Origin of the sequence: Sphingomonas abaci (assembly GCF_014199625.1) — a bacterium.
Lineage (GTDB): Bacteria > Pseudomonadota > Alphaproteobacteria > Sphingomonadales > Sphingomonadaceae > Sphingomonas > Sphingomonas abaci.
The window spans coordinates 295864-322568 of the sequence record NZ_JACHNY010000001.1; the positions used below are offsets into that span (position 1 = coordinate 295864).

The window sequence follows — 26705 nt, forward strand, 5'->3', positions numbered from 1 at the left end:
GGCGCCGAGTGATCCGGGCGGGCGGCCCCCGGCCGTCCGCTATTGCCGGATTGGCCACGGCGCCTTGCGGCGCCGAATGATCCGGGCGGGCGGCCCCCGGCCGTCCGCTATTGCCGGATCATTCCCATTCGATCGTGCCTGGGGGCTTGGAGGTGTAGTCGTAGACGACGCGGTTGACGCCCTTCACCTCGTTGATGATCCGCGTCGACACGCGCGGCAGGAAGTCGCCGGGGAACTGGAAGGCCTGCGCCGTCATGCCATCGGTCGAGGTCACCGCGCGCAGCGCCAGGACATGGTCGTAGGTGCGCGCATCGCCCATCACGCCGACGGTCCGCACCGGCAGCAGCACCGCGAACGCCTGCCAGATCGCGTCGTACAGACCCGCCGCGCGGATCTCCTCCAGATAGATGGCGTCCGCCTTGCGCAGGATGTCGCAGCGCTCGCGCGTCACCTCGCCGGGGATGCGGATCGCCAGGCCAGGTCCCGGGAACGGATGGCGGCCGACGAACACGTCCGGCAGGCCCAGCTCGCGGCCCAGCACGCGCACCTCGTCCTTGAACAGCTCGCGCAGCGGCTCGACCAGCGCCATGTTCATCCGTTCCGGCAGGCCGCCGACATTGTGGTGGCTCTTGATCGTCACCGATGGGCCGCCGGTGAAGCTGACGCTCTCGATCACGTCCGGGTACAGCGTCCCCTGCGCCAGGAACCTGGCCCCGCCGATCCTGTTCGCCTCCGCCTCGAATACGTCGATGAAGGTCTTGCCGATGAACTTGCGCTTCGCCTCCGGATCGGTGACGCCCTTCAGCCCGTCCATGAACAGATCCTGCGCTTCGACATGGACCAGCGGGATGTGATAATGTTCGCGGAACAGGCTGACGACCTGCTCGGCCTCGCCAGCGCGAAGGATGCCGCCGTCGACGAACACGCAGGTCAGCTGGTCGCCGATCGCCTCATGGATCAACAGCGCCGCGACCGACGAGTCGACGCCGCCCGACAGGCCGCAGATCACCTTGTCCGTGCCGACCTGCGCGCGGATCTCCTCGATCTTGGCGGCGCGGAACTCGGCCATCGTCCAGTCGCCGGCGAGCCCGCAGACATGGCGGACGAAATTCGCGATCAGCTTCGCGCCGTCGGGCGTGTGCACGACCTCGGGGTGGAACTGCATCCCGTAGATACGGCGCGCATCGTCCGCCATCATCGCGAACGGCGCGCCCCTGGACGAGGCGACCGGGCGGAAACCGGGGGCGAGCTCGGCGACATGGTCGCCATGGCTCATCCATACCTGGTGCCGCTCGCCGACCTGCCACAAACCATCGAACAGCGTGCAGGCGTCGTCCACCTCGAGGAACGCCTCGCCGAATTCGCCGCTATTGCCCTTCTCGACCCGACCGCCGAGCTGGGCGTTGAGCAATTGCTGACCGTAGCAGATGCCGAAGATCGGCAGCCCCGATTCGAGGATCGCGGCCGGGCAGCGCGGGCTGCCCTCGTCCACCACAGACGCCGGCCCCCCGGACAGGATGATGCCCTTTGGCTTCAGACGCTCGAACGCGGCCTGGGCGGACTGGAAAGGGGCGATCTCGCTATAGACCCCGGCTTCGCGCACGCGGCGGGCGATGAGCTGGGTGACCTGGCTACCGAAATCGACGATGAGGATGGTGTCGGGATGCTCCATGGCGGCCCCATAGCAGAAACGCCGCGAGATGCTACCGGGCCCGCGCCGAACCGGCAGCCCATGAAAAAGGGCCGCGCTGTCGCCAGCGCGGCCCTCTCTCGCTCTTGGATCGTCGCGCGGCGATCAGGCCGCGTCGTCGAATTCCTCGTCGCTCAGCACCGGGCCCGAATCCTGGCCCTTGGCCGACACGTCGCGATCGACGAACTCGATGATCGCCATCGGCGATGCGTCCGAGGCGCGCGGGCCGGTCTTGATGATGCGCGTATAGCCGCCGTTGCGATCGGCATAGCGCGCCGCCAGCACGTCGAACAGCTTCACGAGCTGCGCGTCGTCGAGCAGACGGGCATGGGCCAGACGACGGTTGGACAGGCCACCCTTCTTCGCCAGCGTGACCAGCTTCTCGATATAGGGGCGCAGTTCCTTCGCCTTGGCGACGGTGGTGGTGATCTGCTCATGCTTGATCAGCGCGGCCGACATGTTGCGGAACAGCGCGATACGATGAGCCGAGGTCCGTTGCAGCTTACGGCCGCCAACGCGATGACGCATGGGATAGTCCTTCGTTCGTTAAGGGGCCGTGTCACGGAACCCCAGAGCAGGTGACCGTTGAGCGGCCGTCACCATCGCCGTTCGACCAAGAGGGTCGAAAATTGTTCAACAAGCCGGGCCGCGGCAAAGCCGCGGCTGGGACGTCGGACGGATCGGCACGGGACCGATCCGCCGGCCGGGCTTGGCCGTCTCGCGGATAGCGTGGCTATCCGCGTGCGGCTCAGCCCATGATCTCCTGTTCCAGCTTCTTGGCCATCTCCTCGATGTTCTCGGGCGGCCAGCCGGGGATTTCCATGCCCAGGCGCAGACCCATGGACGACAGCACTTCCTTGATTTCGTTCAAGGACTTGCGGCCGAAATTGGGCGTGCGGAGCATTTCCGCCTCGGTCTTGCCGACGAGATCGCCGATATAGATGATGTTGTCGTTCTTCAGGCAGTTCGCCGAACGCACCGACAGTTCCAGCTCGTCCACCTTCTTGAGAAGGTAGCGATTGATCTGCTGGGTGTCGCCCGCCGGCTCGGCGCCCGCGACCGGCACCGCCGCCTGGCCCACCGGAGCCGCGCGGGTGACGGACGAGTCGTCGAAATGCACGAACAGCGCGAGCTGGTCCTGCAGGATGCGGCCGGCATAGCCCACCGCGTCCTCGGGAGTGACGGTGCCGTCGGTCTCGATGGTCAGCGTCAGCTTGTCATAGTCCAGGTCCTGCCCGACGCGGGTCGGGTCGACCTTGTACGACACCTGGCGCACCGGCGAGTAGAGCGCATCGACCGGGATCAGGCCGATCGGCGCGTCGGCCGGACGATTGGCGGTGGCCGGGACATAGCCCTTGCCCACGTCGGCGGTCAGTTCCATGTTGAACGTCGCGCCTTCGTCCAGATGGCAGATCACCAGGTCCTTGTTCATGACCTCGATGTCGCCCGACACGGCGATGTCGCCGGCCTTGACGGTCGCGGGACCAGTGGCCGACAGCTGGAGGCGCTTGGGCCCCTCGCCCTGCATCTTCAGCGCGATCTGCTTCACGTTGAGGACGATATCGGTCACGTCCTCGCGCACGCCGGCCAGGCTCGAGAATTCGTGCAGCACGTTCTCGATCTTGATCGACGTCACCGCCGCGCCCTGCAGCGAGGACAGGAGCACCCGGCGCAGCGCGTTGCCGAGCGTCAGGCCGAACCCACGCTCCAGCGGCTCCGCGACAAAGGTCGCCTTGCGCTTGCCGTCGCCGCCCTTCTTCTCCAGGCCGTTCGGCTTTTTCAGTTCCTGCCAGTTCTTTGCGTTGACAGCCACGAGGTTCCCCTGGGTTGGAGGCGGATGGGGAGAAACCGCCTCGAAGGTAGAAAAGGACGCCGGCTCGTCAGCCGGCGAGCCTGAAGTCAGACGCGGCGACGCTTGGACGGCCGCACGCCATTGTGCGGGATCGACGTGACGTCGCGGATCGACGTGATCTGGAAACCGACCGCCTGCAGCGCGCGCAGCGCCGACTCGCGACCTGAACCGGGGCCCTTCACCTCGACTTCGAGGGTGCGGACACCATGCTCGGCGGCCTTCTTGCCGGCGTCTTCGGCGGCGACCTGAGCGGCATAGGGCGTCGACTTGCGGCTGCCCTTGAAGCCCATCATGCCGGCCGACGACCAGGAGATCGCATTCCCCTGCGCGTCGGTGATGGTGATCATGGTGTTGTTGAAGCTCGCGTTGACGTGCGCGACGCCAGCCGTGATGTTCTTGCGCTCGCGACGGCGAATGCGCTGCGGTGCTTGTGCCATTCTAAAATCCTGACCTTAATCTCGTGGTACGGAGGCCGGCGGGCAGTACGCCGCAAGCCCGCCTCCGGCGGAGAAGAAGTGAAAATCGTCCCCGGACGATTTTCTTACTTCTTCTTGCCCGCGATCGGCTTCGCCTTGCCCTTGCGGGTGCGCGCGTTGGTGTGCGTGCGCTGGCCGCGGACCGGCAGGCCCTTGCGGTGACGCAGGCCGCGATAGCAGGCCAGGTCCATCAGGCGCTTGATGTTCATCGCGGTCTGGCGACGCAGATCGCCTTCCACGGTGTACTCGGCGTCGATCGCCTCGCGGATCTGAAGGACTTCCTGGTCCGACAGGTCCTGCACGCGACGCTCGGCGGCGATGTTCAGCTTCTCGGTGATGGCCTTGGCATGGGCGGGACCGATGCCGTGGATGTAGGTCAGCGCGATGACCACGCGCTTGTTGGTCGGGATGTTAACACCCGCGATACGTGCCATGGTATAAGTTCTCCTAGCTCCACAGCGGCCGGCATGGCAGCACGACCGCTATCTCAGCGCGTTAGCTCCATACAGGAAAACGGCGAACGCGAACGAGCGCCGCCGGAAACCGGTGCAATGGAAGGGGTCAGGTAAGCGCGGCGCAACGCGCTGTCAAGCGACCGGTTCCACCCGCCGCCGCAGCTTCGCCCAGCGTCGCAACGCCACGACGAACCAGATTAGCTCCACCACACCGAACGGCCATGCTCCCTGCAGGAAACCATAGGCCGAGCCGAGCAGGCATCCGAGCGCGAAGAGCAGCGTCCAGAACGGCGCGCGGTCCTCCAGCGTGTAGCAGACCAGGGTGAAGGCCACCGCGAACAGGCCGAAAGCGGTGAGCGCATCCATCCGCCCCATGTGGCGGCTGCGTTCCGCTCCCGCAAGCGGCTCAGGCGGGCAGCACGATTCGCGCGATCAGGCCGGGCGCATTGTCGGCGAGCTCGAACCGCCCTTCATGCAGCCGCGCCACCGCCTCGATCAACGACAGGCCGAGCCCCGCCCCCGGGGTCGATCGCGCCCGGTCGAGCCGACCGAACCGCTTGATCGCCTGCTCTCGCTGATCGGGCGGGATACCCGGTCCGCGATCCTCGACCTGGATCGCGATCCCCTGCGCACTCTCCGACAGCCGCAGCACCAGCGAACCGGTGCCGGCGGCATGTTTCAGCGCATTGTCGACCAGATTGGTGATCGCTTGGGTCATCAGCTCGCGGTGGATCGGACGTGCCTGTGGACGGTCGTCGATCGCCACGGTCAGCGTCATGCCGGCCTCGTCGGCCACCGGCTCGTAAAGCTCACCGATTTCCTCGACCAGATCGGCCAGCGCCAGCGAGGTGAAGCGGTCGCGCGACACCGACTCGGACCGGCTGATCTCGATCACCGTGGTCAGCATCCGCATCACCAGGTCGGTCTCGACCAGCAACCCGCTCAACGCCGCGTCGCGTTGCTCGGGGTCGGCGACCAGCAGCGCCTGTTCGGTCTTGGTCCGGAGCCGCGCGAGCGGCGAGCGCAGGTCGTGCGCCAGGCTGTCCGTGACTACGCGCAGCTCGGTCATCAACCGCGCGATCTTGTCGAGCATCGCGTTCAGCTCGCCCGCCAGCCGGTCGAACGCGTCGCCGCCTGCCAGCGTCGGCACCCGCTGCGACAGGTCGCCATCGCCGGCCGCCTCGATCACCCCGGCGATCCGGTCCAGCCGCGACCCGACATAGCGCGCCAGAACCAGACCCGCCGCCACGCCCAGCGCCAGCGACAGGGTGATGGCCAGCGCGAGGGCGCGCTCGATCGCGGTCTGCTCCGCCTCGATCACGTCGAGCTTGCTGCCGGTCAGCAGCCAGTAGCGGCCGATCGGATGGATGAGATAGCCGATGTCCCGGTCCGCCCATCCCGGCTCGGCCGACAGCGGCGTGACGCGGAAACCCTGCCGGCCGAGGGCGACACTCAGGCGCGCGGGCGCGTCGCCGACCAACCGTCGTCCTTCGTCATCGACGATCGCGACCAGCAGCGAGTTGTCACCGGGCGGCCGCGCGCCCTTCACCGCAGGGATCAGCGCCTTCAGCCCGCCCTGCCGCCAGATCATCAGCAGTGCATCGGATTGTTCGATCATCTCGCGCTTGGTCGCCGCGAGCGCGACGTCCTGCGTCTGCTTCCACAGAAAACTGACCAGCGCGAGATTGGAGGCAAGCGCCAGCGTGATCGAGAGCAAGGCGATCCGTGCGGTGACCGACAGCCGCATCAGCCCTCGGAAGCCAACCGATATCCGGCGCCCCGGACCGTATGCAGGATGGGCGAGCCGAAGCCCTCCTCCAGCTTGCGCCGCAGGCGGCCGATATGGACGTCGACGACGTTCGAGCCTGGGTCGAAGTGATAATTCCAGATCTTCTCCAGCATCATCGTGCGGGTGACGACCTGCCCGGCATGGCGAGCCAGGAACTCCAGCAGGTTGAACTCGCGCGCGCCCAGCGGGATGGTGCGTCCCGCGCGGGTGACGTGGCGCGCGAGCAAATCGATCTCCAGGTCGCCGACCGACAGCCGGGTCTTCTGCGGTTCGGATGCCGCCCGGTCCGAACGGCGGACCAGCGCCTCGATCCGCGCCGACAGTTCGGCGAAGGAGAAGGGCTTGCACAGATAATCGTCGGCGCCCGCCTTGAGCCCGTCGACCCGGTCGTCGACCGCGGCGAGCGCGGACAGCACCAGCACCGGCGTCGCGATGTTCGCCGCCCGCAGCGCGCCGGTCATCGCCAGCCCGTCCAGCCCCGGCAACATGCGGTCGACGATGATGAGGTCGAATATGCCTTCGCTGGCCAGGAACAGGCCGTCGCGGCCATCGCTGGCGGTCTCGACCGCATAGCCCGCCTCGCCCAGTCCCTTGGCCAGATAGGCGGAGGTGGAGGCATCATCCTCGACGATCAGGATCTTCCGGTTCACGACAGACTCCGTAAGAGGGCTCCCGTAAACGGGAAAGGCCGGCGAGAACCAAGTCCTCGCCGGCCCTACGGCACCCCCGGGAGTGTCGGGCACCGATCTGTCTATCTCGATCGAACCGCGCCGGGCGGGCGGTCCTGTCGTCCGGAACTCACCGGCGATGGGACAGAGATAGACCTCGGGATCGATCAGCGCGGTGACGGCGACATGACAATATGTTCATGATCTCCAGCCGCGCCGTGGGCATCGACCTCAGCGATCCAGGATCGCCGCGATCTGGCCGGCGACGACGTCCATGTCCGCCATGCCATCGACCCGGCTGACCAGCCCGCGCGCTTCGTAGAAGGGCAGGATCGGCGCGGTCTTGGCACGGTACTCGACCATGCGCGTCGAAACGGTTTCGGCATTGTCATCGGGCCGACGCTTGAACTCGGACGAGCCGCACACGTCGCACACGCCCTCGACCGCCGGCCGCTTGAACCGGTCGTGGTAGCCGGTGCCGCACGACGCACAGGTGAAGCGCCCGACGATCCGCTCGATGAGCGCCGCCTCGTCCACCTCCAGCTCGACGACATGGTCGAGCCGCTGCCCGCGCTCGCTCAGCAAGAGATCGAGCGCCTCGGCCTGGGCGGTGGTGCGCGGATAGCCGTCGAAGATCGCGCCCGAGGCCACGCCCTGGTCCAGCCGCTCGCCGATCAACGCAGAGACGATCGCGTCCGACACCAGCTCGCCCGCGTCCATGACCGCCTTGGCCTGCTGACCGACGGGCGTCCCGGCGTTCACCGCCGCGCGCAGCATGTCGCCCGTCGATAGCTGGACCATGCCCCGATCCGTCACCAGACGCGCCGCCTGCGTGCCCTTGCCCGCTCCCGGCGGACCCAGCAGGATGATGTTCACCGTCGCATTCCCCTTGTTCACGCCCGTGCCATGCGCCCGCCTCAGCGGGTGCGCCCGCCCTTCAGCTTCGACTTCTTGATCAGATCGCCATATTGATGCGCCAGCAGATGCGACTGGATCTGCGTGACCGTGTCCATCGTCACGTTGACCACGATCAGCAGGCTGGTGCCGCCCAGATAGAAGGGGATCGACAGCGCGCTGACCAGATATTCCGGCAGCAGGCAGATCACCGTCAGATAGGCGGCGCCGATCACCGTGATTCGCGTCAGCACATAGTCGAAGTAGTTTTCCGTGTTCTTGCCCGGCCGGATGCCCGGCACGAAGCCGCCATAGCGCTTCAGATTGTCCGCCGTCTCCTCGGGGTTGAACACCACCGCCGTGTAGAAGAAGGAGAAGAAGATGATGCCGGCGGCGTAGAGCGCCATGTAGACCGGGCTGCCATGCTGCAGATACTGGTTGAGCGAGATGATGAAGTCGCCCCAACGGCTCTCGCCGGCGGTGTGCTGGCCCGCAAACTGGCTGATCGTCAGCGGCATCAGCAGCAGCGACGAGGCGAAGATCGGCGGGATCACGCCGGCCGTGTTGATCTTCAGCGGCAGATGGCTGCGATCCGCCTGCATCCCGCGCTGCGTCTGGCGCTTGGGATACTGGATCAGGATGCGGCGCTGCGCGCGCTCCATGAAGCAAATGAACAGCACGAGGCCGATCACGGCGACGATGATGCCGATCAGGCGCAGGGGATCGAGGCTGCCGGTGCGGCCGCCCTCCAGCAGGTTGAACAGCGTCGTCGGCAAGTGCGCGACGATGCCGGCCATGATGATCAGCGACACGCCGTTGCCGATGCCGCGGCTGGTGATCTGCTCGCCCAGCCACATCAGGAACATGGTACCGCCGATAAGGCTAATCACCGCCGAGACGATGAAGATCGTTCCCGGCTGGACCACCGCCCCGCCCGCTTCCATGCCACGGGCGATGAAGAAGCCCTGGATCGCGGTCAGCGCGACCGTGCCGTAGCGGGTATACTGGTTCAGCTTCTTGCGGCCGCTCTCGCCTTCCTTCTTGGTCGCGGCGAGCTGCGGGACCAGCGAGGTGGCCAGCTGCACGACGATCGACGCGGTGATGTATGGCATCACGCCCAGCGCGATCAGCGAGGCACGCGAGAGCGCGCCGCCCGAGAAGGTGTTGAAGAAGTCGAGCACGCCTCCCTGCGTACGGCTCGCCAGCCCGGCGAGACCGACGGGGTCGATGCCCGGCAGCGGCACATAGCTGAGCAGGCGGAACACGATCAGCGCGCCGATGGTGAACCACAGCCGCTTCTTGAGGTCGGTGGCCTGGGCGAATTTCCCCAGGCTGATGCTTTGCGCCATTCGGTCGGCTGCGGTTGCCATGCGATGATTCGTCCTGGAAACAAAAACGGCGGGATGCGTTTGCCCGCTCCCGCCGTTCATATAGGCACCCGTGCGGGCTTGTCTAATGCCTACACGGTCGAACCGTCCCGGCCTTCGCGCGACCGTGGCCGCGTCGTCACACCGGGACGGCCGCTACCGGATCAGGCCTTGAACGACGCCTTGTGCGCCTGGCGCTCACGATACTTCACGCCCTTCTTGGCGGCGGCCTTCTCGGCGGCCGGCACGACGGTCGGCACTTCGACCGAACCGCCGGCCGCCTCAACGGCGCTGCGCGCACCGGCCGAGACGCCCGCGACCAGGAAGCTCAGCTTCGCCGAGAAATCGCCCTTGGCGAGAAGACGGACACCGTCCTTGCCACCACGCGCCAAGCCGGCCGCCTTCAGCGCGGCATGGTCGATCGTGCCGTCGGTCGACAGCTTGCCAGCATCGACCGCCTTCTGGATCGCGCCCAGGTTCACCTCGGCATAGTCCTTGGCGAAGATGTTGTTGAAGCCGCGCTTCGGCAGACGCATGTGGAGCGGCATCTGGCCGCCTTCGAAGCCGGCGATGGACACGCCCTCGCGGCTCTTCTGACCCTTGACGCCGCGGCCGCCGGTCTTGCCCTTGCCCGAGCCGATGCCGCGACCGACGCGGATCTTGGACTTGCGGGCACCTTGATTGTCGCGGAGTTCGTTGAGCTTCATGATTGCACTCGCTTTCGCTTTTGACGCGCTGTTGGATGGAAGCGGCGGCCCATAACGGGGAGTCGCCCGCTTGTCGAGCGAAGATGTCACCGCCATTGCCACAATGCAAAAGGGCGGCGTCGGTCGAAACCGACGCCGCCCCTTCCGGCGCATGAGAGATGCGGGGCCTCAGCCCTGCACTTCGACCATGTGCTGGACCTTGCGGATCATGCCACGAACCTCGGGGCTGTCCTCAAGCTCGCTCACCTTGTGCATCTTGTTGAGGCCAAGGCCGATCAGCGTCGCACGCTGATCCTTGGTGCGGCGGATCGGCGAACCGGTCTGCTTGATCTTGATCGTCGCCATGTCAGCTTACTCCGTGATCGCCGCGGCTTCCGCCTCGGCCACCTGCGCCGTGGCGCCCTGGCCGCGACCCAGCAGGTCCGCGATCTTCTTGCCACGACGCTGTGCGACCGCCTTGGGGCTGGTCTGCTCGGTCAGGGCGCCGAAGGTGGCGCGGATCATGTTATAGGGGTTCGACGTGCCCACCGACTTCGTCACCACGTCAGCGACGCCGAGCGATTCGAAGATGGCGCGCATCGGACCGCCGGCGATGATGCCGGTGCCCTGCGGGGCCGAGCGAAGCGTCACGCGGCCGGCGCCGAAATGGCCGTTCGCGTCATGGTGCAGCGTACGACCGTCCTTGAGCGGCACACGGACCATCTTCTTCTTCGCCGAGGCAGTCGCCTTGGAAATGGCTTCCGGCACTTCGCGCGCCTTGCCATGACCGAAGCCGACCCGGCCCTTGCCGTCGCCCACGACGACCAGCGCCGCGAAGCCGAAGCGCTTGCCGCCCTTCACCGTCTTCGAGACGCGGTTGATGTGGACCAGCTTCTCGATCAGCTCCTCGCCGCCATCGTCCTGACCGGGACCGCCGCGACCGCGACCGTCACGCCCACCGCGACCACCGTCGCGACCGCCACGGTTGCCGCCCGGGCCACCACGACCGCCGCCCTGGCCGCCACGACCGCCCTGGCCACCGCGACCACGACCGCCGCCCTGACCCTGATAGCCGCCACCGGTGTTGCCGGTGTTAGCGCCGGCGTCGCCGGCGGAAGCCTCAACCGCGGCGGGAGCGCCGGGCTGCGACTGGATATCGTTGGTATCAGCCATTCTTAGAACTCCAATCCGGCTTCACGCGCGGCCTCGGCCAGCGCCTTCACGCGGCCGTGGAAGAGGAAGCCACCACGGTCGAACACGACCTGGGTGACGCCGGCGGCCTTGGCGGCCTCCGCGACGCGACGACCGACGGCCGACGCGGCATCGCAGTTCGCCGTCGAGCCCTCGTGGCCCGCCAGCGTCGAGGCCGACGCGACCGTACGGCCCGCGACATCGTCGATCACCTGCGCATAGATGTGCTTGCCCGAGCGATGCACGGACAGGCGCGGACGCGTCCCGGCGCGCGCACGGAGCGCGGTACGATTGCGCCGACGGCGCTTCTCGAACAGAGAGAGACCCTTGGTCATTACTTCTTCTTCCCTTCCTTGCGGAAGATGAACTCGCCGTCGTACTTGATGCCCTTGCCCTTATAAGGCTCAGGCTTGCGCCAGCGACGGATCTCGGCGGCCAGCTGGCCGACCTTCTGCTTGTCCGAGCCGCTGATCTCGACGGTGGTGGCGTCCGGCGTCTTCACCTCGAGGCCTTCCGGCACGTCGATGTTGACGTCGTGGCTGTAGCCGAGCTGCAGCTTCAGGGTCTTGCCCTGGGCCGCGGCGCGATAGCCGACGCCCGTGATGACCAGCTTCTTCGAGAAGCCGGTGGTGACGCCCGTCACCAGGTTCTGCACCAGCGTGCGCTGCATGCCCCAGAAGGCACGGGCGCGCTTCGTGTCGTTCGCCGGCTGCACCGAGATACCGTCCGCCTGGACGTCATAGGTGATCTCGTCGGCGAGCGGCAGCGTCAGGGTGCCCTTGGGGCCCTTCACGCTCAGGACGCGGTCAGCGATGGCGGCGGTCACGCCGGCCGGAACCGGGACGGCCTTCTTACCAATGCGGCTCATCAGAAGACCTCCGCAAGCACTTCGCCGCCGACATTCTGCTCGCGCGCTTCCGCGTCGGAGAGAACGCCATTGGGCGTCGAGACGATGGTGATGCCCAGGCCGTTCATGACGCGGGGCAGCTCCTGCGAACCGCTATAGACGCGACGGCCGGGCTTCGAGACGCGCGCGACATGCTTGATCGCGGGCTGGCCCTCGAAATACTTCAGCTCGATGCGCACGCCGGCGGCGGGGCCCATCTGCTCTTCGGAATAGCCGCGAATATAGCCTTCGCGCTGCAGCACGTCGAGGACGCGGACGCGCAGCTTCGACGCGGGGCTCAGGACGGAGTCCTTCCGCGCGCGCTGGCCGTTGCGGATGCGGGTGAGCAAATCACCCAGGGGATCGGTCACTGCCATTGAACTATCCTTACCAGCTCGACTTGGTGACGCCGGGGATCAGGCCCTTGTTGGCCAGATCGCGGAGCTGCACGCGGCAGAGACGGAACTTGCGGTAATAGGCGCGCGGACGGCCGGTGGTCTCGCAGCGGTTGCGGATCCGGGTCGGGTTGCCGTTGCGTGGCAGCTCGGCCATCTTGAGACGCGCGATGAGACGATCGGTCTCGCTCAGCGACTCGTCATTGGCCTGGGCCTTCAGCTTCGCCAGCTTCGGCGCGTACTGCGCAACCAGCTTCTTGCGACGCTCGTTCTTGTTGATCGAACTCAGTTTCGCCATGGACTTAAGCTCTTCCTTGAAAAGCCCCTCCCCCGCCGATCAAGCGGGAGAGAGGGTAGAATGTCAGGCCGCCTTCTTCTCTTCGGCGGACTCTTCCAGCGGGAACGGGAAGCCGAACAGACGAAGCAGCTCGCGCGCCTCCTCGTCGGTCTTCGCCGTGGTGGTCACGATCACATCCATGCCGCGCACCTTGTCGATGCGGTCATAGTTGATCTCGGGGAAGATGATCTGCTCCTTGATGCCGCAGGCATAGTTGCCGCGACCGTCGAAGCTCTTGGGGTTCAGGCCACGGAAGTCGCGCACGCGGGGCAGCGCGATCGTGATGAAGCGGTCGAGGAACTCGTACATGCGCTCGCGACGCAGCGTGACCTTCACGCCGATCGGCATGCCCTCACGCAGCTTGAACTGCGCGATCGACTTCTTCGCCTTGGTGATCACCGGCTTCTGGCCCGCGATCAACTCCATTTCGGACGCAGCCTGGTCGACGCGCTTCTTGTCCTGGGTGGCCTCGCCGACGCCCATGTTCAGCACGATCTTCTCGATGCGGGGAATCTGCATCGCGTTCTCGTAGCCGAACTTCTCCTGCATCGCCTTGACGATGCGGTCCTCGTAAATGCCCTTCATCCGGGGCTTGTAGGCATCAGCCATCGATCTTCTCCCCGGTCTTCACGGCCACGCGGACCTTCTTGCCGTCCTGCGTATCGAAACGGACGCGGGTCGGCTTGCCGTCGGCGGTCACGTGCGCGACCTTCGAGACGTGCAGCGGAGCCTCAACCTTCTCCAGGCCGCCCTGCGGGTTCGCCTGGGTCGGCTTGCGGTGACGGGTCGCGACGTTGACGCCGCCCACGATCACCTTGCCGTCCTTCGGCATCGACTGGGTGACGGTGCCGGTCTTGCCCTTGTCCTTGCCGGACAGGACGACGACCTTGTCGCCCTTCTTGATCTTCGCAGCGCCCATTACAGCACCTCCGGAGCCAGCGAGATGATCTTCATGTGCTTCTTGCCACGCAGCTCGCGCACGACCGGGCCGAAAATACGGGTTCCGATCGGCTCCTCGTTCTTGTTGACCAGGACTGCGGCGTTGCCGTCGAAGCGGATGGTCGAGCCATCGGCGCGGTGGATATCCTTGGCGGTGCGGACGATGACGGCGCGATGGACGTCACCCTTCTTCACCTTGCCGCGGGGCTGCGCTTCCTTGATGGACACGACGATGATGTCGCCGACGCTGGCCGTCCGGCGCTTGGAACCGCCAAGCACCTTGATGCACTGAACCCGCTTCGCGCCGCTGTTGTCAGCGACGTCGAGATTGGACTGCATCTGGATCATGGATCCTGCTTCCTTCTCTTCATGGGGTGGATACCGACCCAACCCCGCCTAAAAATAACGACCCCCGGCGCGGACAATCCGCACCAGGGGGAGCGGCGCCTTTAGCCACTCCGGACACGAAAGGCAATGCCCTTCGCTCCTGCCTTTTGATGACGGGCCCGACCGGAGCCGGGCCGCGCGATCAGGCGTCGACGTCGACCCGGTCGGGGGTCGCGTGGGTGTTCACCCGCTCGATCACCTTCCAGGTCTTCAGCTTGGAGAGCGGCGCGATCTCTTCGATGCGCACGGTCTCGCCGGCCTTGTACTCGTTCGCCTCGTCATGGGCGTGATACTTCTTCGAGCGGCGGATGATCTTGCCGTAGAGCGGGTGCTTTACCTTACGCTCGACATTCACCACCACCGTCTTGTCGCCCTTGTCGGAGACGATCAGTCCGGTCAGCACGCGCTTGGGCATGTGCTCGGTTCCTTACTTGGCGGACGCGGCGCGGGTGCGCTGCGTCTGCAGGGTCTTGATGCGCGCGATGTCGCGACGGACTTCGCGGACGCGGCTCGGCTTTTCGAGCTGGCTCGTCGCCGCCTGGAAGCGGAGGTTGAACTGCTCGCGCTTCAGCTGCGCCAGGCTCTCGTTGAGCTGGTCGTCGCTCTGGCCGTTATAGTCGGTGTTGGCCATTACTCGCCTCCGAGGTGGCTGGTGTCGCCCAGGCGGGCGACGACCTTGGTCTTGATCGGCAGCTTCATCGCCGCACGCTCGAACGCTTCGGCGGCCAGACGGCCGTCGACACCGTCGAGCTCGAACAGGATGCGGCCGGGCTTGACGCGGGCGGCCCAGAACTCGGGCGAACCCTTACCCGAGCCCATGCGGACTTCGGCGGGCTTGGACGAGACCGGCACGTCCGGGAACACGCGGATCCACAAACGGCCCTGACGGCGGATGTGGCGGGTGATGGCGCGGCGGGCGGCCTCGATCTGACGCGCGGTCAGACGCTCGGGCTCCATCGCCTTCAGGCCATAGGCACCGAAGTTGAGCGCGGTGCCCCCCTTCGCGTCGCCATGGATGCGGCCCTTGAACGCCTTGCGGAACTTGGTGCGCTTCGGTTGCAGCATTGCTTCTATTCCTTAGCGACGGTCATCGCGCGCCGGGCGCACGCCGGAGGTCTGAGCCTCCATCATGAGCCGGTCGGTCGCCATCGGGTCGTGACCCAGGATCTCGCCCTTGAAGACCCAGACCTTGACGCCGCACACGCCGTAGGACGTGTGCGCCTCGGCCTCGGCATAGTCGATGTTCGCGCGCAGCGTGTGCAGCGGAACGCGACCTTCGCGATAGCTCTCGGAGCGGGCGATTTCGGCGCCGCCCAGACGGCCACCGCAATACACCTTGATGCCATCGGCACCCAGGCGCATCGCCGATTGCACCGCGCGCTTCATCGCCCGGCGGAACGCGATGCGGCGCTCCAGCTGGTCGGCGATGCCCTGCGCGACGAGACGGGCATCGACCTCCGGCTTGCGAATCTCGACGATGTTGAGCGAGACGTCGGACGAGGTCATCGCCCCGATCGTCTTGCGCAGCCTCTCGATGTCGCCGCCCTTCTTGCCGATGATGACGCCGGGACGCGCCGCAAAGATCGAGATGCGGCACAGCTTGGCCGGACGCTCGATCACGACCTTGCTGATCGCGGCCTGCGGCAGGTTCTTCATGATGTACTGGCGGATCTTCAGATCCTCCAGCAGCAGACGGCCATAGTCCGCGCCTTCGGCGAACCAGCGGCTGTCCCAGGTGCGGTTGATCTGCAACCGCATCCCGATCGGATTGCTCTTGTGACCCATTACGCTTCTTCCTGCTCGCGCACGACGATGCGCAGACGGCTGAACGGCTTCAGGATGCGGGTGGACTTGCCACGGCCGCGGGTCGCGAAGCGCTTCATCGTGATCGACTTGCCGACCGACGCCTCGGCGACGACAAGCGCATCGACGTCGAGGTTGTGGTTGTTCTCGGCATTGGCGATCGCCGACGCCAGCACCTTGCGCGCGTCGACGGCCATCGCCTTGGTCGAGAAGGCCAGGATGTTCATCGCATCGCCGGCCTTCTTGCCACGGATCAGGCCCGCGACCAGGTTCAGCTTCTGAGCCGAACCACGGATCTGCGTGCCGACCGACAGCGCTTCCTTGTCACCGACCTTGCGGGGGGATTGCGGCTTGCTCATCAGCGCTTGCCCTTCTTGTCGGCGGCGTGACCCGGGAAGTAGCGCGTCGGCGCGAACTCACCCAGCTTCATGCCGACCATGTCCTCGTTGACCGACACCGGCACGAACTTCTTGCCGTTGTAGACATTGAACGTGAGACCCACGAACGACGGCAGGATGGTGGAGCGACGCGACCAGGTCTTGATCGGCGCACGGCCACCGGCGTCCTGCGCGGCTTCAGCCTTCTTCAGCAGGCTGAGCTCGACGAACGGGCCCTTCCAGACAGAGCGAGCCATTACTTCTTCCTCGCATGGCGGCTACGGATGATCATCTTGTCCGTCGCCTTGTTGTGGCGGGTGCGCGCACCCTTCGTCGGCTTGCCCCACGGAGTGACCGGATGACGGCCGCCCGAGGTCCGGCCTTCACCACCGCCGTGCGGGTGGTCGACCGGGTTCTTGGCGACGCCGCGGGTCAGCGGACGCGAGCCCATCCAGCGCGACCGACCGGCCTTGCCGAGATTCTGGTTCTGGTTGTCGGGATTCGACACCGCGCCCACCGTGGCCATGCACTCGCCATGGATATAGCGCTGCTCGCCCGAGTTGAGGCGGACGATGACCATGCCGCGATCGCGACCGACGACCTGCACATAGGTGCCGGCCGAACGGGCAATCTGGCCACCCTTCATCGGCTTCATCTCCACGTTGTGGACGATGGTGCCGACCGGCATCTGGCCGAGCTCCATGGCGTTGCCCGGCTTCACGTCGGTGCGCTTGTCGGCGATCACCTTGTCGCCCACGCCCAGACGCTGGGGCGCCAGGATATAGGCCTGCTGGACCTTGCCGTCCGCATCGGTGCCATAGTTGACGAGCGCGATGAAGGCGGTGCGGTTCGGGTCATATTCCAAACGCTCGATCGTGCCCTCGACGCCCCAGTTGCGGCGCTTGAAGTCGATGTAGCGATACTTCTGCTTGTGACCGCCCGCGATGCCGCGGCTGGTCACGTGACCCTTGTTGTTGCGACCGCCGGTCTTGTTCTTGCCCTCGGTGAGCGCCTTGACCGGCTTGCCCTTCCAGAGCTGCGACTTGTCGACGAGGACCAGGCCGCGGCGGGCCGGGCTCGTCGGATTGTATTGCTTGAGTGCCATGATCCTCAGACCCCCGTCGTCACGTCGATCGACTGACCGTCAGCGAGCGTGACGATCGCCTTCTTCATGTCCGACCGCTGGTAGGGCGCGCCCTTCCACTTCTTGGTCTTGCCCTTCTGGACGATCGTGTTCACGTTCAGAACCTTGACATCGAAGAGCGCCTCGACGGCGGCCTTGATCTCGGGCTTGGTCGCGCTGTTGGCGACCTTGAACACGACGGCGTTCTGCTCGCTGAGCAGCGTCGCCTTCTCGGTGATGTGCGGCGCGACGATCACGTCGTAGTGACGGATGTCGACAGCGTTCTGCGGCTTAGCCATTGAAGCGCGCCTCCAGCTTCTCGACGGCCGCGCGGGTCAGCACCAGCGTATCGGCCTTGATGATGTCGTAGACGTTGGCGCCGATCGCCGGCAGCACGTCCACTTCGCGAAGATTGCCCGCGGCCAGCGCGAAGCTCGTCTCGACGGCGTCGCCATCGATCACCAGCGCGCGATTGCCCCAGCCCAGCTTGGCCAGATCGCCCTTGAGCGACTTGGTCTTGTTGCCGTCGACGGTGAGCGCATCCATGACGATCAGCGAACCGGCCTTGGCATGGCTCGACAGCGCCATCTTCAGACCCAGCGCGCGAACCTTCTTGTTCAGCGAGGGGTTGAAGTCGCGGACGCGGGCGCCGTGCGCCTTACCACCGCCGATGAACACCGGCGCGCGACGATCGCCGTGACGAGCGACACCGCCGCCCTTCTGGCGACCCAGCTTCTTGCCCGACCGGGCGACGTCCGCACGCTCGCGGGTGCCGCGCGCGGTCGCGCGACGCTTCTCGAGCTGCCAGGTCACCACGCGGTGCAGGATATCGGCGCGCGGATCGAGGCCGAAGACCTCGTCGTTGAGCTCGATGTCCGCGGCGTCGGTGCCGGCAAAGGACTGAACCTTGACCTTCACTGTTTAGCCCTCCTGGCCTTCGGTGGCCTCGGGAGCGGCCGCGGTCTCGGCGGGCGTCTCGGCAGGCGCATTGTTGTTGCTGGCGACGGCCTTCAGGCCGGCTGGATAGGGCGCATCGGCGTGCGCCTTGACCTTGACCGCGTCCTTGACGAACAGCCAGCCGCCCTTCGAGCCGGGCACAGAGCCCTTCACGAAGATCAGGCCGCGCTCGACGTCGGTGCCGACGATCTCGAGGTTCTGCTGGGTGCGGTTGCGGTCGCCCATGTGACCGGCCATCTTCTTGTTCTTGAAGACGCGGCCCGGATCCTGGCGGTTACCGGTCGAACCGTGCGAACGGTGGCTGACCGAGACGCCGTGCGTCGCGCGCAGACCGCCGAAGTTCCAGCGCTTCATCGCGCCGGCGAAACCCTTGCCCTGGGTGCGACCCTGGATGTCGACCAGCTGGCCGGCAACGAAGTGGTCAGCCGACAGCTCGGCGCCGACGTCGAGGAGATTGTCCTCGGTCACGCGGAACTCGGCCAGGACCGCCTTCGGCTCCACCTCGGCCTTGCCGAAATGGCCGCGCTGCGGCTTGGCGACGTTCTTGGCCTTGGCGCTGCCCGCGCCAAGCTGGACAGCCGTATAGCCGTCCGTATTCATTTCGCGGCGGGACACGACCTGCAGCCCGTCCAGCTGAAGCACGGTGACCGGCACGTGCCGACCGTCTTCCTGGAACAGGCGGGTCATCCCCATCTTCTTCGCGATCACGCCGGTACGCATGACCAACACTCCTCACAGAGGCACAGGCAGACCCATTCCACCCATGCGTGTCAGCCCGGAAATGCGAAGCGTGCCCCCGTCCCGGGCTGGTTGTCCTCGTGCCGTAAGCGCGAGAACATGACGGGAGACGCTGACCCGGCAGCCGAAGCCACCAGCGGTATCTCAAAATGCGAGAGCGCCGCGGGACCGGAGTCGACCGCGGCGCTGTGGCCCCTTAGGCCAGCTTGATCTCGACGTCAACGCCGGCCGCGAGGTCGAGCTTCATCAGCGCGTCGACGGTCTGCGGGGTCGGCTGCACGATGTCGAGCATGCGCTTGTAGGTGCGGACCTCGAACTGCTCGCGCGACTTCTTGTCGATGTGCGGCCCACGGTTCACCGTGAACTTCTCGATGCGCGTCGGAAGCGGAATCGGACCGCGGATGAGGGCGCCGGTGCGGCGCGCGGTGTCGGCGATGTCGCCGGTCGCCTGGTCGAGAACGCGATGGTCGAACGCCTTCAGGCGAATGCGGATGTTGCTGTCCATGATCCCTACCGATGCGAAAGAGCGGGCCCGTTGCCGGGCTCTTGCTGTGCGGATGAAAGTGAAGGGGCGCGATTAGCGCCACTCTCATAAAAAGGCAACCGCCCCGCCCCGCCTTTTTTCAAAGGCGGGCCGAGGCGGCCGGACCTGCGGACAGGCCTAAGCGGTGATGCTTACTTGTCGATCGCGCTGACGACGCCGGCGCCGACGGTGCGGCCGCCCTCGCGGATCGTGAAACGCTGGCCGACGTCCATGGCGATCGGCGCGATCAGCTTGATGCCGAGCGCGACGTTGTCGCCGGGCATGACCATCTCGGTGCCCTCAGGCAGCTCGACGGTGCCGGTCACGTCCGTGGTGCGGAAGTAGAACTGCGGACGATAGTTGGCGAAGAACGGCGTGTGACGGCCACCCTCTTCCTTCGACAGCACGTACACTTCCGACTTGAAGTCGGTGTGCGGCTTGATCGAGCCGGGCTTGCAGAGCACCTGGCCACGCTCGACCTCGTCGCGAGCGACGCCGCGGATCAGCGCACCGACGTTGTCGCCGGCCTGGCCCTGGTCCAGCAGCTTGCGGAACATCTCGACGCCGGTGACCGTGGTCTTGCGGACGGTCGGGTGGATGCCGACGATCTCGACTTCCTCGCCAACCTTCACCACGCCGGTCTCGACGCGGCCGGTCACGACGGTGCCGCGACCCGAGATCGAGAACACGTCCTCGATCGGCATCATGAACGGCTTGTCGAGCGGACGCTCCGGCTGCGGGATGTAGTCGTCAACGGCCTGCATCAGCGCGGTGACGGCTTCCTTGCCGAACTTGTCGTTCGAACCCGACAGGGCGCAGGTGGCCGAGCCCTTGATGATCGGAATATCGTCGCCCGGGAACTCGTACGAGCTGAGCAGCTCGCGGATTTCCAGCTCGACCAGCTCGAGGATTTCCTCGTCGTCGACCAGGTCGACCTTGTTCATGAACACGACCATCGCCGGCACGCCGACCTGACGGGCGAGCAGGATGTGCTCGCGGGTCTGCGGCATCGGGCCGTCCGTGGCCGACACGACCAGGATTGCGCCGTCCATCTGCGCCGCGCCGGTGATCATGTTCTTCACATAGTCGGCGTGGCCGGGGCAGTCGACGTGCGCATAGTGGCGGTTCGTCGTCTCATACTCGACGTGCGCGGTCGAGATGGTGATGCCGCGCTCACGCTCTTCCGGCGCCTTGTCGATGTTCGCGAAGTCCACGGCCGTGCCGCCGGTGGTCTCCGCCAGCACCTTGGTGATCGCCGCGGTCAGCGAGGTCTTGCCATGGTCGACGTGACCGATGGTGCCGATGTTGAGGTGCGGCTTGGTCCGCTCGAATTTTGCCTTTGCCATTTTCCTACCTTCTGAATCGAATCCGCTGCCGCATCCGAGGCCATGCGAACGCGGCCCCATAACGACAGTTTGGACGGAATGCCAGTGCTTCCATCCGACCGGCGCCCGAAAGCCGCCGGCCGGACCGAAACGTGGCGATTACGCCATCTTGGCCTTGATCTCGTCCGCGACGTTGCTCGGCACTTCGTCATAGTGCGAGAACTGCATCGAGTATTGCGCCCGGCCCTGGGTGAACGAGCGGAGCTGGTTCACATAGCCGAACATGTTGGCGAGCGGGACCATCGCCTCGACGGTCTGCGCGTTGCCGCGGCTGTCGGTGCCCTGGATCTGGCCACGACGGCTGTTCATGTCGCCGATGACGTCGCCCAGATAATCCTCCGGGGTGACGACCTCGACCTTCATGATCGGCTCGAGCAGCTTGATGCCCGCCTTCTGCGCCGCTTCGCGCATCGCGCCGCGGGCGCAGATTTCGAACGCCAGCGCCGACGAGTCGACGTCGTGGTACGCGCCGTCCGTCAGATGGACTTCGAAGTCGATGATCGGGAAGCCGATCAGCGAACCCGACTCTGCGGTCTCGCGGAAGCCCTTCTCGACCGACGGGATATATTCGCGCGGGATGTTGCCGCCCTTGACCTCGTCGAAGAACTGGTAGCCCGAGCCACGCTCGCCGGGGATCACGGTGACCTTGACGCGGCCGAACTGACCCGAACCACCCGACTGCTTCTTGTGGGTGTAGTCGATGTCGACCTTCTTCGCGAGATATTCGCGATACGCCACCTGCGGCGCGCCGACATTCGCCTCGACCTTGAACTCGCGCTTCATGCGGTCGACCAGGATCTCGAGGTGAAGCTCGCCCATGCCCTTGATGATGGTCTGGCCCGACTCATGGTCGGTCGAGACGCGGAACGAGGGATCCTCGGCGGCCAGGCGGTTGAGGGCGATGCCCATCTTCTCCTGGTCGGCCTTGGTCTTCGGCTCCACCGACAGCTCGATCACGGGCTCGGGGAACTCCATCCGCTCCAGGATGATCGGGGCATTCTGCGCGCAGAGCGTGTCGCCGGTCGTGGTCTCCTTCAGACCCGCGATCGCGACGATGTCGCCGGCGAAGGCCTCGTCGATGTCCTCACGCGAGTTCGCGTGCATGAGGAGCATACGGCCGATCTTTTCCTTCTTGTCCTTCACCGAGTTCAGGTACGAGCCCTTTTCGAGCTTGCCCGAATAGATGCGCGCGAAGGTCAGCGAGCCGACGAAGGGGTCGTTCATGATCTTGAACGCCAGCGCCGAGAAGGGCTCGGTGTCCGACGAAGGACGCTCGTCCGGCGTCTCGCCGTCGAGCTTCACGCCCTTGATCGCCGGCACGTCGAGCGGGCTCGGCAGATAGTCGACCACGGCATCGAGCAGCGGCTGCACGCCCTTGTTCTTGAACGCCGAGCCGCAGACGATCGGCACGAACGACATGTTCAGCGTGCCCTTGCGGATCAGCTTCTTCAGATCGGCGACTGACGGTTCGTTGCCCTCGAGATACGCTTCCATCAGCGCATCGTCCTGCTCCACCGCCATCTCGATCAGGTCGCTGCGATACTTCGCCGCCTTCTCGGCCATGTCGGCCGGGATGTCCTGATACTCGAACTTCGCGCCCAGCGATTCCTCGAGCCAGATGATCGCGCGGTTCTCGACCAGATCGACCAGGCCCTTGAAGCCGCCCTCGATGCCGATCGGCAGGTACAGCACCGCTGGACGCGCGCCCAGACGATCGATGATCGAGTTCACGCAGAAGTAGAAATCGGCGCCGGTACGGTCGAGCTTGTTGACGAAGCACATGCGCGGCACGCCGTACTTGTCGGCCTGGCGCCACACGGTCTCCGACTGCGGCTCCACGCCGGCAACGCCGTCGAAGCACGCGACCGCGCCGTCGAGCACGCGGAGCGAACGCTCCACCTCGATGGTGAAGTCGACGTGGCCGGGCGTGTCGATGATGTTGATGCGGTGCTCGAGACCCTGACCTTCCTCGGCCTTCCAGAAGCACGTCGTGGCGGCCGACGTGATCGTGATCCCGCGCTCCTGCTCCTGCTCCATCCAGTCCATGGTGGCGGTGCCTTCGTGCACTTCGCCGATCTTGTAGGACTTGCCGGTGTAATAGAGGATACGCTCGGTCGTGGTCGTCTTGCCGGCGTCGATATGCGCCATGATGCCGATGTTGCGATACTGTTCGAGCGGATGGCTGCGGGCCATGATCGGTGCTTCCTTAGCGATGTGGGGAGCAGGGCGATGACGCCCGCTCCCCACGATATAGGTGCAATTGCTGCCGGTGAAAAGCCGTCGGCGTCAGCTCCGGGGAACCTTCGCCGACCGGCCCCTTACCAACGATAGTGCGAGAAGGCGCGGTTCGCTTCCGCCATGCGGTGCGTGTCTTCGCGCTTCTTCACCGCGTTGCCGCGGTTGTTGGCGGCGTCGAGCAACTCGCCCGACAGACGCGCCGACATGGTGTTCTCCGAGCGGTTGCGCGCGGCGCTGATCAGCCAGCGGATCGCCAGCGCCTGGGCACGCTCCGGACGGACCTCGACCGGCACCTGGTAGGTCGCACCGCCGACGCGGCGCGACCGGACCTCGATGCCCGGCTTGATGTTGTTGAGCGCGTCATGGAACACGCCCAGCGGCTCGCGCTTGGCGCGGGCTTCGACGGTTTCCAGGGCGCCATAGACGATCAGCTCGGCGACGGACTTCTTGCCGTCCAGCATGACCGAGTTCATGAACTTGGAGAGAACCTCATCACCGAACTTGGGATCCGGCAGGATGATGCGCTTCTCGGGGCGACGACGACGTGCCATTTCTTCTTCCTTCTAACTTCAGCCTTATGTGGTCAGCAGCGTGACCGGCTTACTTCGGACGCTTGGCGCCGTACTTGGAGCGGGACTGCTTGCGATCCTTCACGCCCTGCGTGTCGAGAACGCCGCGCAGCACGTGGTAGCGCACGCCGGGAAGGTCGCGCACACGGCCGCCGCGGATCAGGACCACCGAGTGCTCCTGAAGGTTGTGGCCTTCGCCCGGGATGTACGAAATGACTTCGCGCTGGTTGGTCAGGCGGACCTTGGCCACCTTGCGAAGCGCCGAGTTCGGCTTCTTCGGGGTCGTCGTGTAGACGCGGGTGCAGACGCCGCGCTTCTGCGGATTCTGCTCCATCGCAGGGACCTTGGACTTGGCCTTCTGCGGCTCGCGGCCCTTGCGGACCAGCTGGTTGATCGTGGGCATTGAAGCCTTCACCTTTCAAGTGGTTACTTTGCTGGAGCCATCCAGAATACAAAAGGAGCCCGGGGGCGCACCATCGGCGCGCCCAGGGCTCGTTTTCATTCCAGCAATGTTCAAGCGTGCCTTCGGGAGCCAGGAGCTCCTGAAAACAGGCGCGCCCTATACGCAAGGGGGGCGATCCGGTCAACCACCCGCCCGGCGCTCGGCCAGGGCATCAAGAAGCGGCTTGCATCGTCCGGGCGGTGGCGCTAATGCCCGCCTCCGCACAGGGGTGTAGCTCAGCTGGTTAGAGCGTCGGTCTCCAAAACCGAAGGCCCTCGGTTCGAATCCGAGCTCCCCTGCCACTTTCCGCCATCGCTGTTCGTCCGACGCCGTGCTCGTGCGTATCGCCGCGCTCCACGGTTTGGTAAAGCGCGCCCGCCGTGCGACCACCGACTCGACTTGGGCGTTCGGCCATGGTGACTGCCATGCCCTCCCCTGCGCCCTCCCCGGTGGATGCGATTCCCGCTGCGACCATCGTCATCATGCGCGAGCGCGACGACGGGCCGCCCGACCTGCTGCTGGTCGAGCGCGCCGCCACCCTCGCCTTTGCTGGCGGTGCGATGGTCTTCCCTGGCGGTAGAGTCGATCCGGGCGACCACCGCCTTGCGCGACGCTTCCCGGACCTGCCCTGCGACGAAGCCGCTGCCCGAGTCGCCGCGACCCGCGAGACATTGGAGGAAACGGGACTTGCAATTGGCTTCAGCGCCGCGCCGGGCCAGTTGGCGGCGCTGCGTCAGCGGCTCCACGCCGGCGAAGCATTCGACGCCCTGCTCGACGAAGCCGGGCTCGCCCTCGACCCGGCCGTGCTGATCCCGTTCGCCCGCTGGCGGCCCGAACCGACCGAAGGTCATCACCTGGCGCGCATCTTCGACACGCGCTTCTACCTCGCCGCGCTGCCAGCGGGGGCGCCGCCGGCGACCGTCGACCATAGCGAGAATGTTCGGCTGGTCTGGACTGGGGCTGCCGCCCTGCTCGCCGCTGCCGATTCGGGGCGGGCGATGGTCATTTACCCGACCCGACGCAATCTGGAGCGGCTGGCGCAGTTCACCAACTTCGAGGCGGCGGTCGCCGATGCCGCACGCTATCCGATGCGGACCATCACGCCGCGTCTCGCGCTTCGCGACGGCCATGCGTGGCTCTGCATACCCGACGATGCGGGCTATCCGGTCACCGCCGAGCCCATCGGCGCGGCGATGCGCGGCTGATGCGTGCGCTACGCCGGATCGCGGGAGTCGTGATCCTCGGCGGCATCTTGCTATCGCTCCTCTTCCTGCTTTGGGCGATGGTCCGGGGGCGTCCACAGGACCTGCCCTGGACGCCGCTCGACCTGGGCGCGCCGGTGGGCCTGTTCACCGGACGCAAGCTGACCGCCCTGACCAGCGACGCGGCCGCGTGCCGCGCGCTGCTCGACCGGGCGGGCGTCCGCTTTACCGCGCTGCCGGTTCGCGCCGACGGCGCGCAGTGCGGCTATGACGATGCGGTGCGATTCGCGACGGGCGGGGCGCGGCGGATCGCCTACGCACCGGCCGGTCTCGGCACGGCCTGCCCGGTGGCGGCGGCTCTGGCGGTGTGGGAATGGAATGTGGTGCAGCCGCAGGCGGAGGCGATCCTGGGGAGCCGGATCGTCGCCATCCGTCATTTCGGCAGCTATAGCTGCCGCCGGCTCTATGGCCGCGATCAGGGCAATTGGAGCGAACACGCCCGTGCCAATGCGATCGATATCGCCGGGTTCCAGTTGGCGGATGGCCGCTCGATCAGCGTGGCGCGCGACTGGACGGGCCACGCCCCTGCCGCCCGCTTCCTCCATGCGGTGCGCGACGGGGCGTGCGACCTGTTCGCCACGACCCTATCGCCTGACTATAACGAGGCGCATCGCGACCATCTGCACTTGGACCAGGCGGCGCGTGGCGCGACAGGCTGGCGCGCCTGTCGCTGAGAAAACGATCAGTTGGCGAGCGACTGGCCGCCCTCGACCTTCTCCACCCAATGCGGGAAGAAGCTCGGCTGGCGGTTCGACCAGCCCGATGCCGTCGCCGCCGCCTCGCTGATCGATTGAAGCAGCGCGCGCCGATTGTCGGGATGGAGGTGCGGCAAGGCCGCCGCCGCGCAGAACGCTGCGGGCAGCCACGGCCGCGCCTCCGCCCCGATGAGCCGCTCGTAGAGGAAGCGAACCGCCGAGAAGCTGCTCAGCCGGCCCTGCCCCAGATCGAACGCCACGATCGTGACCAGCGGTGCCAGGAACGGCTCGACCGCCTCCAGCCCGCTATCGTCGGGCACCCGCTCGCGCAGCTCGGGCAGCGCGCGGTAGAGGCGCGCCTGCGCCCGGATCGAGGCGGCCTCGACCACGTCGCGCGACCAGCGGCTCATGGCGTCGTCGCGGTCCAGCCCGATGTCGAGCGAGCGCCGGATATAGCGCTGCGTCGCTCCGGGGAAGCTCGCAAATTCCTTCATTTCGGCCAGCGCCATCGCGCCTTCTGCCGGTCTGCTCCGAGATACCATCGTCTTGACCCCGCCCAGCTCCTGTCGCCGATCCGGAAT

Annotated in this window: 38 protein-coding genes and 1 tRNA gene; 3 read left to right on the top strand and 36 right to left on the bottom strand. The window is 66.2% G+C overall.

All coding sequences use genetic code 11. From position 1 onward, the window contains the following. Window positions 1–118: 118 nt before the first annotated feature. The 35 genes from guaA to rpsL all read right to left on the bottom strand — a co-directional run bounded on the left by guaA (window position 119) and on the right by rpsL (window position 24128). On the bottom strand, window positions 119–1672 hold the full coding sequence (guaA, locus tag GGQ96_RS01205) for a glutamine-hydrolyzing GMP synthase (RefSeq protein ID WP_184110766.1): 1554 nt from the start codon (window positions 1670–1672) through the stop codon (window positions 119–121). A gap of 123 nt (window positions 1673–1795) precedes the next feature. Next, entirely contained in the window at window positions 1796–2218 is a 423-nt protein-coding gene (rplQ, locus tag GGQ96_RS01210; protein ID WP_184110768.1) for a 50S ribosomal protein L17, read from the bottom strand. 220 nt (window positions 2219–2438) lie between these two features. Beyond that, window positions 2439–3503 (bottom strand): DNA-directed RNA polymerase subunit alpha, encoded by a 1065-nt coding sequence (locus GGQ96_RS01215; RefSeq protein WP_184110770.1) that lies wholly within the window; start codon window positions 3501–3503, stop codon window positions 2439–2441. Window positions 3504–3589: 86 nt separating this feature from the next. Continuing rightward, window positions 3590–3979 (bottom strand): 30S ribosomal protein S11, encoded by a 390-nt coding sequence (gene rpsK, locus GGQ96_RS01220; protein WP_019516037.1) that lies wholly within the window; start codon window positions 3977–3979, stop codon window positions 3590–3592. A 104-nt stretch (window positions 3980–4083) separates the two neighbouring features. Further along, window positions 4084–4452, bottom strand: coding sequence for a 30S ribosomal protein S13 (gene rpsM, locus GGQ96_RS01225; RefSeq protein WP_184110772.1), 369 nt, complete (start codon window positions 4450–4452; stop codon window positions 4084–4086). Window positions 4453–4605: 153 nt separating this feature from the next. Further along, window positions 4606–4848 (bottom strand): hypothetical protein, encoded by a 243-nt coding sequence (locus GGQ96_RS01230; RefSeq protein ID WP_425506679.1) that lies wholly within the window; start codon window positions 4846–4848, stop codon window positions 4606–4608. Between the two features lie 31 nt (window positions 4849–4879). Beyond that, entirely contained in the window at window positions 4880–6220 is a 1341-nt protein-coding gene (locus GGQ96_RS01235; RefSeq protein WP_184110774.1) for a sensor histidine kinase, read from the bottom strand. After that, on the bottom strand, window positions 6220–6912 hold the full coding sequence (locus GGQ96_RS01240) for a winged helix-turn-helix domain-containing protein (RefSeq protein ID WP_184110776.1): 693 nt from the start codon (window positions 6910–6912) through the stop codon (window positions 6220–6222). Before GGQ96_RS01240 ends, GGQ96_RS01235 begins: the two co-directional genes overlap by 1 nt. A gap of 249 nt (window positions 6913–7161) precedes the next feature. Then, on the bottom strand, window positions 7162–7806 hold the full coding sequence (locus GGQ96_RS01245) for an adenylate kinase (RefSeq protein ID WP_184112124.1): 645 nt from the start codon (window positions 7804–7806) through the stop codon (window positions 7162–7164). A gap of 41 nt (window positions 7807–7847) precedes the next feature. Then, window positions 7848–9194 (bottom strand): preprotein translocase subunit SecY, encoded by a 1347-nt coding sequence (gene secY, locus GGQ96_RS01250; protein WP_184110777.1) that lies wholly within the window; start codon window positions 9192–9194, stop codon window positions 7848–7850. A 161-nt stretch (window positions 9195–9355) separates the two neighbouring features. Continuing rightward, window positions 9356–9898: a 50S ribosomal protein L15 gene (gene rplO / locus GGQ96_RS01255; protein ID WP_184110778.1), complete on the bottom strand. Its 543-nt coding sequence runs from the start codon at window positions 9896–9898 to the stop codon at window positions 9356–9358. A 168-nt stretch (window positions 9899–10066) separates the two neighbouring features. Beyond that, window positions 10067–10243 carry a 50S ribosomal protein L30 gene (rpmD, locus tag GGQ96_RS01260; RefSeq protein WP_017979476.1) on the bottom strand — a complete coding sequence of 59 codons (177 nt, stop codon included), beginning with the start codon at window positions 10241–10243 and terminating at the stop codon, window positions 10067–10069. Between the two features lie 6 nt (window positions 10244–10249). After that, window positions 10250–11050, bottom strand: coding sequence for a 30S ribosomal protein S5 (gene rpsE / locus GGQ96_RS01265; RefSeq protein ID WP_246360000.1), 801 nt, complete (start codon window positions 11048–11050; stop codon window positions 10250–10252). Between the two features lie 2 nt (window positions 11051–11052). Next, a complete protein-coding gene (gene rplR, locus GGQ96_RS01270) occupies window positions 11053–11403 on the bottom strand; it encodes a 50S ribosomal protein L18 (protein ID WP_184110779.1) in 351 nt (116 codons plus the stop codon). Next, complete coding sequence (gene rplF, locus GGQ96_RS01275) at window positions 11403–11936, bottom strand: 50S ribosomal protein L6 (RefSeq protein ID WP_184110780.1); 534 nt, start codon at window positions 11934–11936, stop codon at window positions 11403–11405. Before rplF ends, rplR begins: the two co-directional genes overlap by 1 nt. Further along, on the bottom strand, window positions 11936–12331 hold the full coding sequence (gene rpsH, locus GGQ96_RS01280) for a 30S ribosomal protein S8 (RefSeq protein WP_125994124.1): 396 nt from the start codon (window positions 12329–12331) through the stop codon (window positions 11936–11938). Before rpsH ends, rplF begins: the two co-directional genes overlap by 1 nt. A gap of 10 nt (window positions 12332–12341) precedes the next feature. Then, the gene (gene rpsN / locus GGQ96_RS01285; RefSeq protein ID WP_184110781.1) at window positions 12342–12647 is read right to left on the bottom strand and encodes a 30S ribosomal protein S14; all 306 of its coding nucleotides are present in this window, start codon (window positions 12645–12647) and stop codon (window positions 12342–12344) included. A 63-nt stretch (window positions 12648–12710) separates the two neighbouring features. Beyond that, window positions 12711–13295 (bottom strand): 50S ribosomal protein L5, encoded by a 585-nt coding sequence (gene rplE, locus GGQ96_RS01290; protein WP_184110782.1) that lies wholly within the window; start codon window positions 13293–13295, stop codon window positions 12711–12713. Beyond that, complete coding sequence (gene rplX, locus GGQ96_RS01295; RefSeq protein WP_184110783.1) at window positions 13288–13605, bottom strand: 50S ribosomal protein L24; 318 nt, start codon at window positions 13603–13605, stop codon at window positions 13288–13290. Before rplX ends, rplE begins: the two co-directional genes overlap by 8 nt. After that, window positions 13605–13973: a 50S ribosomal protein L14 gene (gene rplN / locus GGQ96_RS01300; RefSeq protein WP_017979484.1), complete on the bottom strand. Its 369-nt coding sequence runs from the start codon at window positions 13971–13973 to the stop codon at window positions 13605–13607. Before rplN ends, rplX begins: the two co-directional genes overlap by 1 nt. 181 nt (window positions 13974–14154) lie before the next feature. Continuing rightward, window positions 14155–14427: a 30S ribosomal protein S17 gene (gene rpsQ, locus GGQ96_RS01305; protein WP_125994120.1), complete on the bottom strand. Its 273-nt coding sequence runs from the start codon at window positions 14425–14427 to the stop codon at window positions 14155–14157. Between the two features lie 12 nt (window positions 14428–14439). After that, window positions 14440–14643: a 50S ribosomal protein L29 gene (gene rpmC / locus GGQ96_RS01310; RefSeq protein ID WP_184110784.1), complete on the bottom strand. Its 204-nt coding sequence runs from the start codon at window positions 14641–14643 to the stop codon at window positions 14440–14442. Next, complete coding sequence (gene rplP / locus GGQ96_RS01315) at window positions 14643–15077, bottom strand: 50S ribosomal protein L16 (RefSeq protein WP_184110786.1); 435 nt, start codon at window positions 15075–15077, stop codon at window positions 14643–14645. Before rplP ends, rpmC begins: the two co-directional genes overlap by 1 nt. Window positions 15078–15089: 12 nt before the next feature. Then, window positions 15090–15797, bottom strand: coding sequence for a 30S ribosomal protein S3 (rpsC, locus tag GGQ96_RS01320; protein WP_184110788.1), 708 nt, complete (start codon window positions 15795–15797; stop codon window positions 15090–15092). Then, on the bottom strand, window positions 15797–16174 hold the full coding sequence (rplV, locus tag GGQ96_RS01325) for a 50S ribosomal protein L22 (protein WP_184110790.1): 378 nt from the start codon (window positions 16172–16174) through the stop codon (window positions 15797–15799). Before rplV ends, rpsC begins: the two co-directional genes overlap by 1 nt. Next, on the bottom strand, window positions 16174–16449 hold the full coding sequence (gene rpsS, locus GGQ96_RS01330; RefSeq protein ID WP_125994115.1) for a 30S ribosomal protein S19: 276 nt from the start codon (window positions 16447–16449) through the stop codon (window positions 16174–16176). Before rpsS ends, rplV begins: the two co-directional genes overlap by 1 nt. Continuing rightward, window positions 16449–17297, bottom strand: coding sequence for a 50S ribosomal protein L2 (gene rplB, locus GGQ96_RS01335; protein WP_184110792.1), 849 nt, complete (start codon window positions 17295–17297; stop codon window positions 16449–16451). The genes rpsS and rplB overlap by 1 nt, the downstream gene beginning before the upstream one ends. A gap of 5 nt (window positions 17298–17302) precedes the next feature. Then, window positions 17303–17614 carry a 50S ribosomal protein L23 gene (locus GGQ96_RS01340; protein ID WP_125994113.1) on the bottom strand — a complete coding sequence of 104 codons (312 nt, stop codon included), beginning with the start codon at window positions 17612–17614 and terminating at the stop codon, window positions 17303–17305. Then, window positions 17607–18233 (bottom strand): 50S ribosomal protein L4, encoded by a 627-nt coding sequence (gene rplD, locus GGQ96_RS01345; protein ID WP_184110794.1) that lies wholly within the window; start codon window positions 18231–18233, stop codon window positions 17607–17609. The genes GGQ96_RS01340 and rplD overlap by 8 nt, the downstream gene beginning before the upstream one ends. A 3-nt stretch (window positions 18234–18236) precedes the next feature. Next, entirely contained in the window at window positions 18237–18992 is a 756-nt protein-coding gene (rplC, locus tag GGQ96_RS01350; RefSeq protein ID WP_184110796.1) for a 50S ribosomal protein L3, read from the bottom strand. Between the two features lie 214 nt (window positions 18993–19206). Beyond that, window positions 19207–19515 carry a 30S ribosomal protein S10 gene (rpsJ, locus tag GGQ96_RS01355; protein ID WP_007406109.1) on the bottom strand — a complete coding sequence of 103 codons (309 nt, stop codon included), beginning with the start codon at window positions 19513–19515 and terminating at the stop codon, window positions 19207–19209. 170 nt (window positions 19516–19685) lie between these two features. After that, on the bottom strand, window positions 19686–20879 hold the full coding sequence (tuf, locus tag GGQ96_RS01360; RefSeq protein WP_184110798.1) for an elongation factor Tu: 1194 nt from the start codon (window positions 20877–20879) through the stop codon (window positions 19686–19688). Window positions 20880–21017: 138 nt separating this feature from the next. Beyond that, window positions 21018–23111 carry an elongation factor G gene (gene fusA, locus GGQ96_RS01365; protein WP_184110800.1) on the bottom strand — a complete coding sequence of 698 codons (2094 nt, stop codon included), beginning with the start codon at window positions 23109–23111 and terminating at the stop codon, window positions 21018–21020. 125 nt (window positions 23112–23236) lie between these two features. Continuing rightward, on the bottom strand, window positions 23237–23707 hold the full coding sequence (gene rpsG, locus GGQ96_RS01370) for a 30S ribosomal protein S7 (RefSeq protein WP_184110802.1): 471 nt from the start codon (window positions 23705–23707) through the stop codon (window positions 23237–23239). 49 nt (window positions 23708–23756) lie between these two features. Beyond that, window positions 23757–24128 carry a 30S ribosomal protein S12 gene (rpsL, locus tag GGQ96_RS01375; protein ID WP_019831557.1) on the bottom strand — a complete coding sequence of 124 codons (372 nt, stop codon included), beginning with the start codon at window positions 24126–24128 and terminating at the stop codon, window positions 23757–23759. Window positions 24129–24392: 264 nt separating this feature from the next. On the opposite strand from rpsL, the gene GGQ96_RS01380 reads away from it, so the two are divergent. The 3 genes from GGQ96_RS01380 to GGQ96_RS01390 all read left to right on the top strand — a co-directional run bounded on the left by GGQ96_RS01380 (window position 24393) and on the right by GGQ96_RS01390 (window position 26103). Further along, window positions 24393–24469: transfer RNA gene (locus GGQ96_RS01380), tRNA-Trp, on the top strand. Between the two features lie 111 nt (window positions 24470–24580). Continuing rightward, complete coding sequence (locus GGQ96_RS01385; protein ID WP_246360001.1) at window positions 24581–25372, top strand: NUDIX domain-containing protein; 792 nt, start codon at window positions 24581–24583, stop codon at window positions 25370–25372. Next, entirely contained in the window at window positions 25372–26103 is a 732-nt protein-coding gene (locus tag GGQ96_RS01390) for an extensin-like domain-containing protein (protein WP_184110804.1), read from the top strand. Before GGQ96_RS01385 ends, GGQ96_RS01390 begins: the two co-directional genes overlap by 1 nt. A gap of 8 nt (window positions 26104–26111) precedes the next feature. On the opposite strand, the gene GGQ96_RS01395 is transcribed toward GGQ96_RS01390, so the two are convergent. Next, a complete protein-coding gene (locus GGQ96_RS01395) occupies window positions 26112–26666 on the bottom strand; it encodes a hypothetical protein (protein ID WP_184110806.1) in 555 nt (184 codons plus the stop codon). Window positions 26667–26705 lie beyond the last annotated feature (39 nt).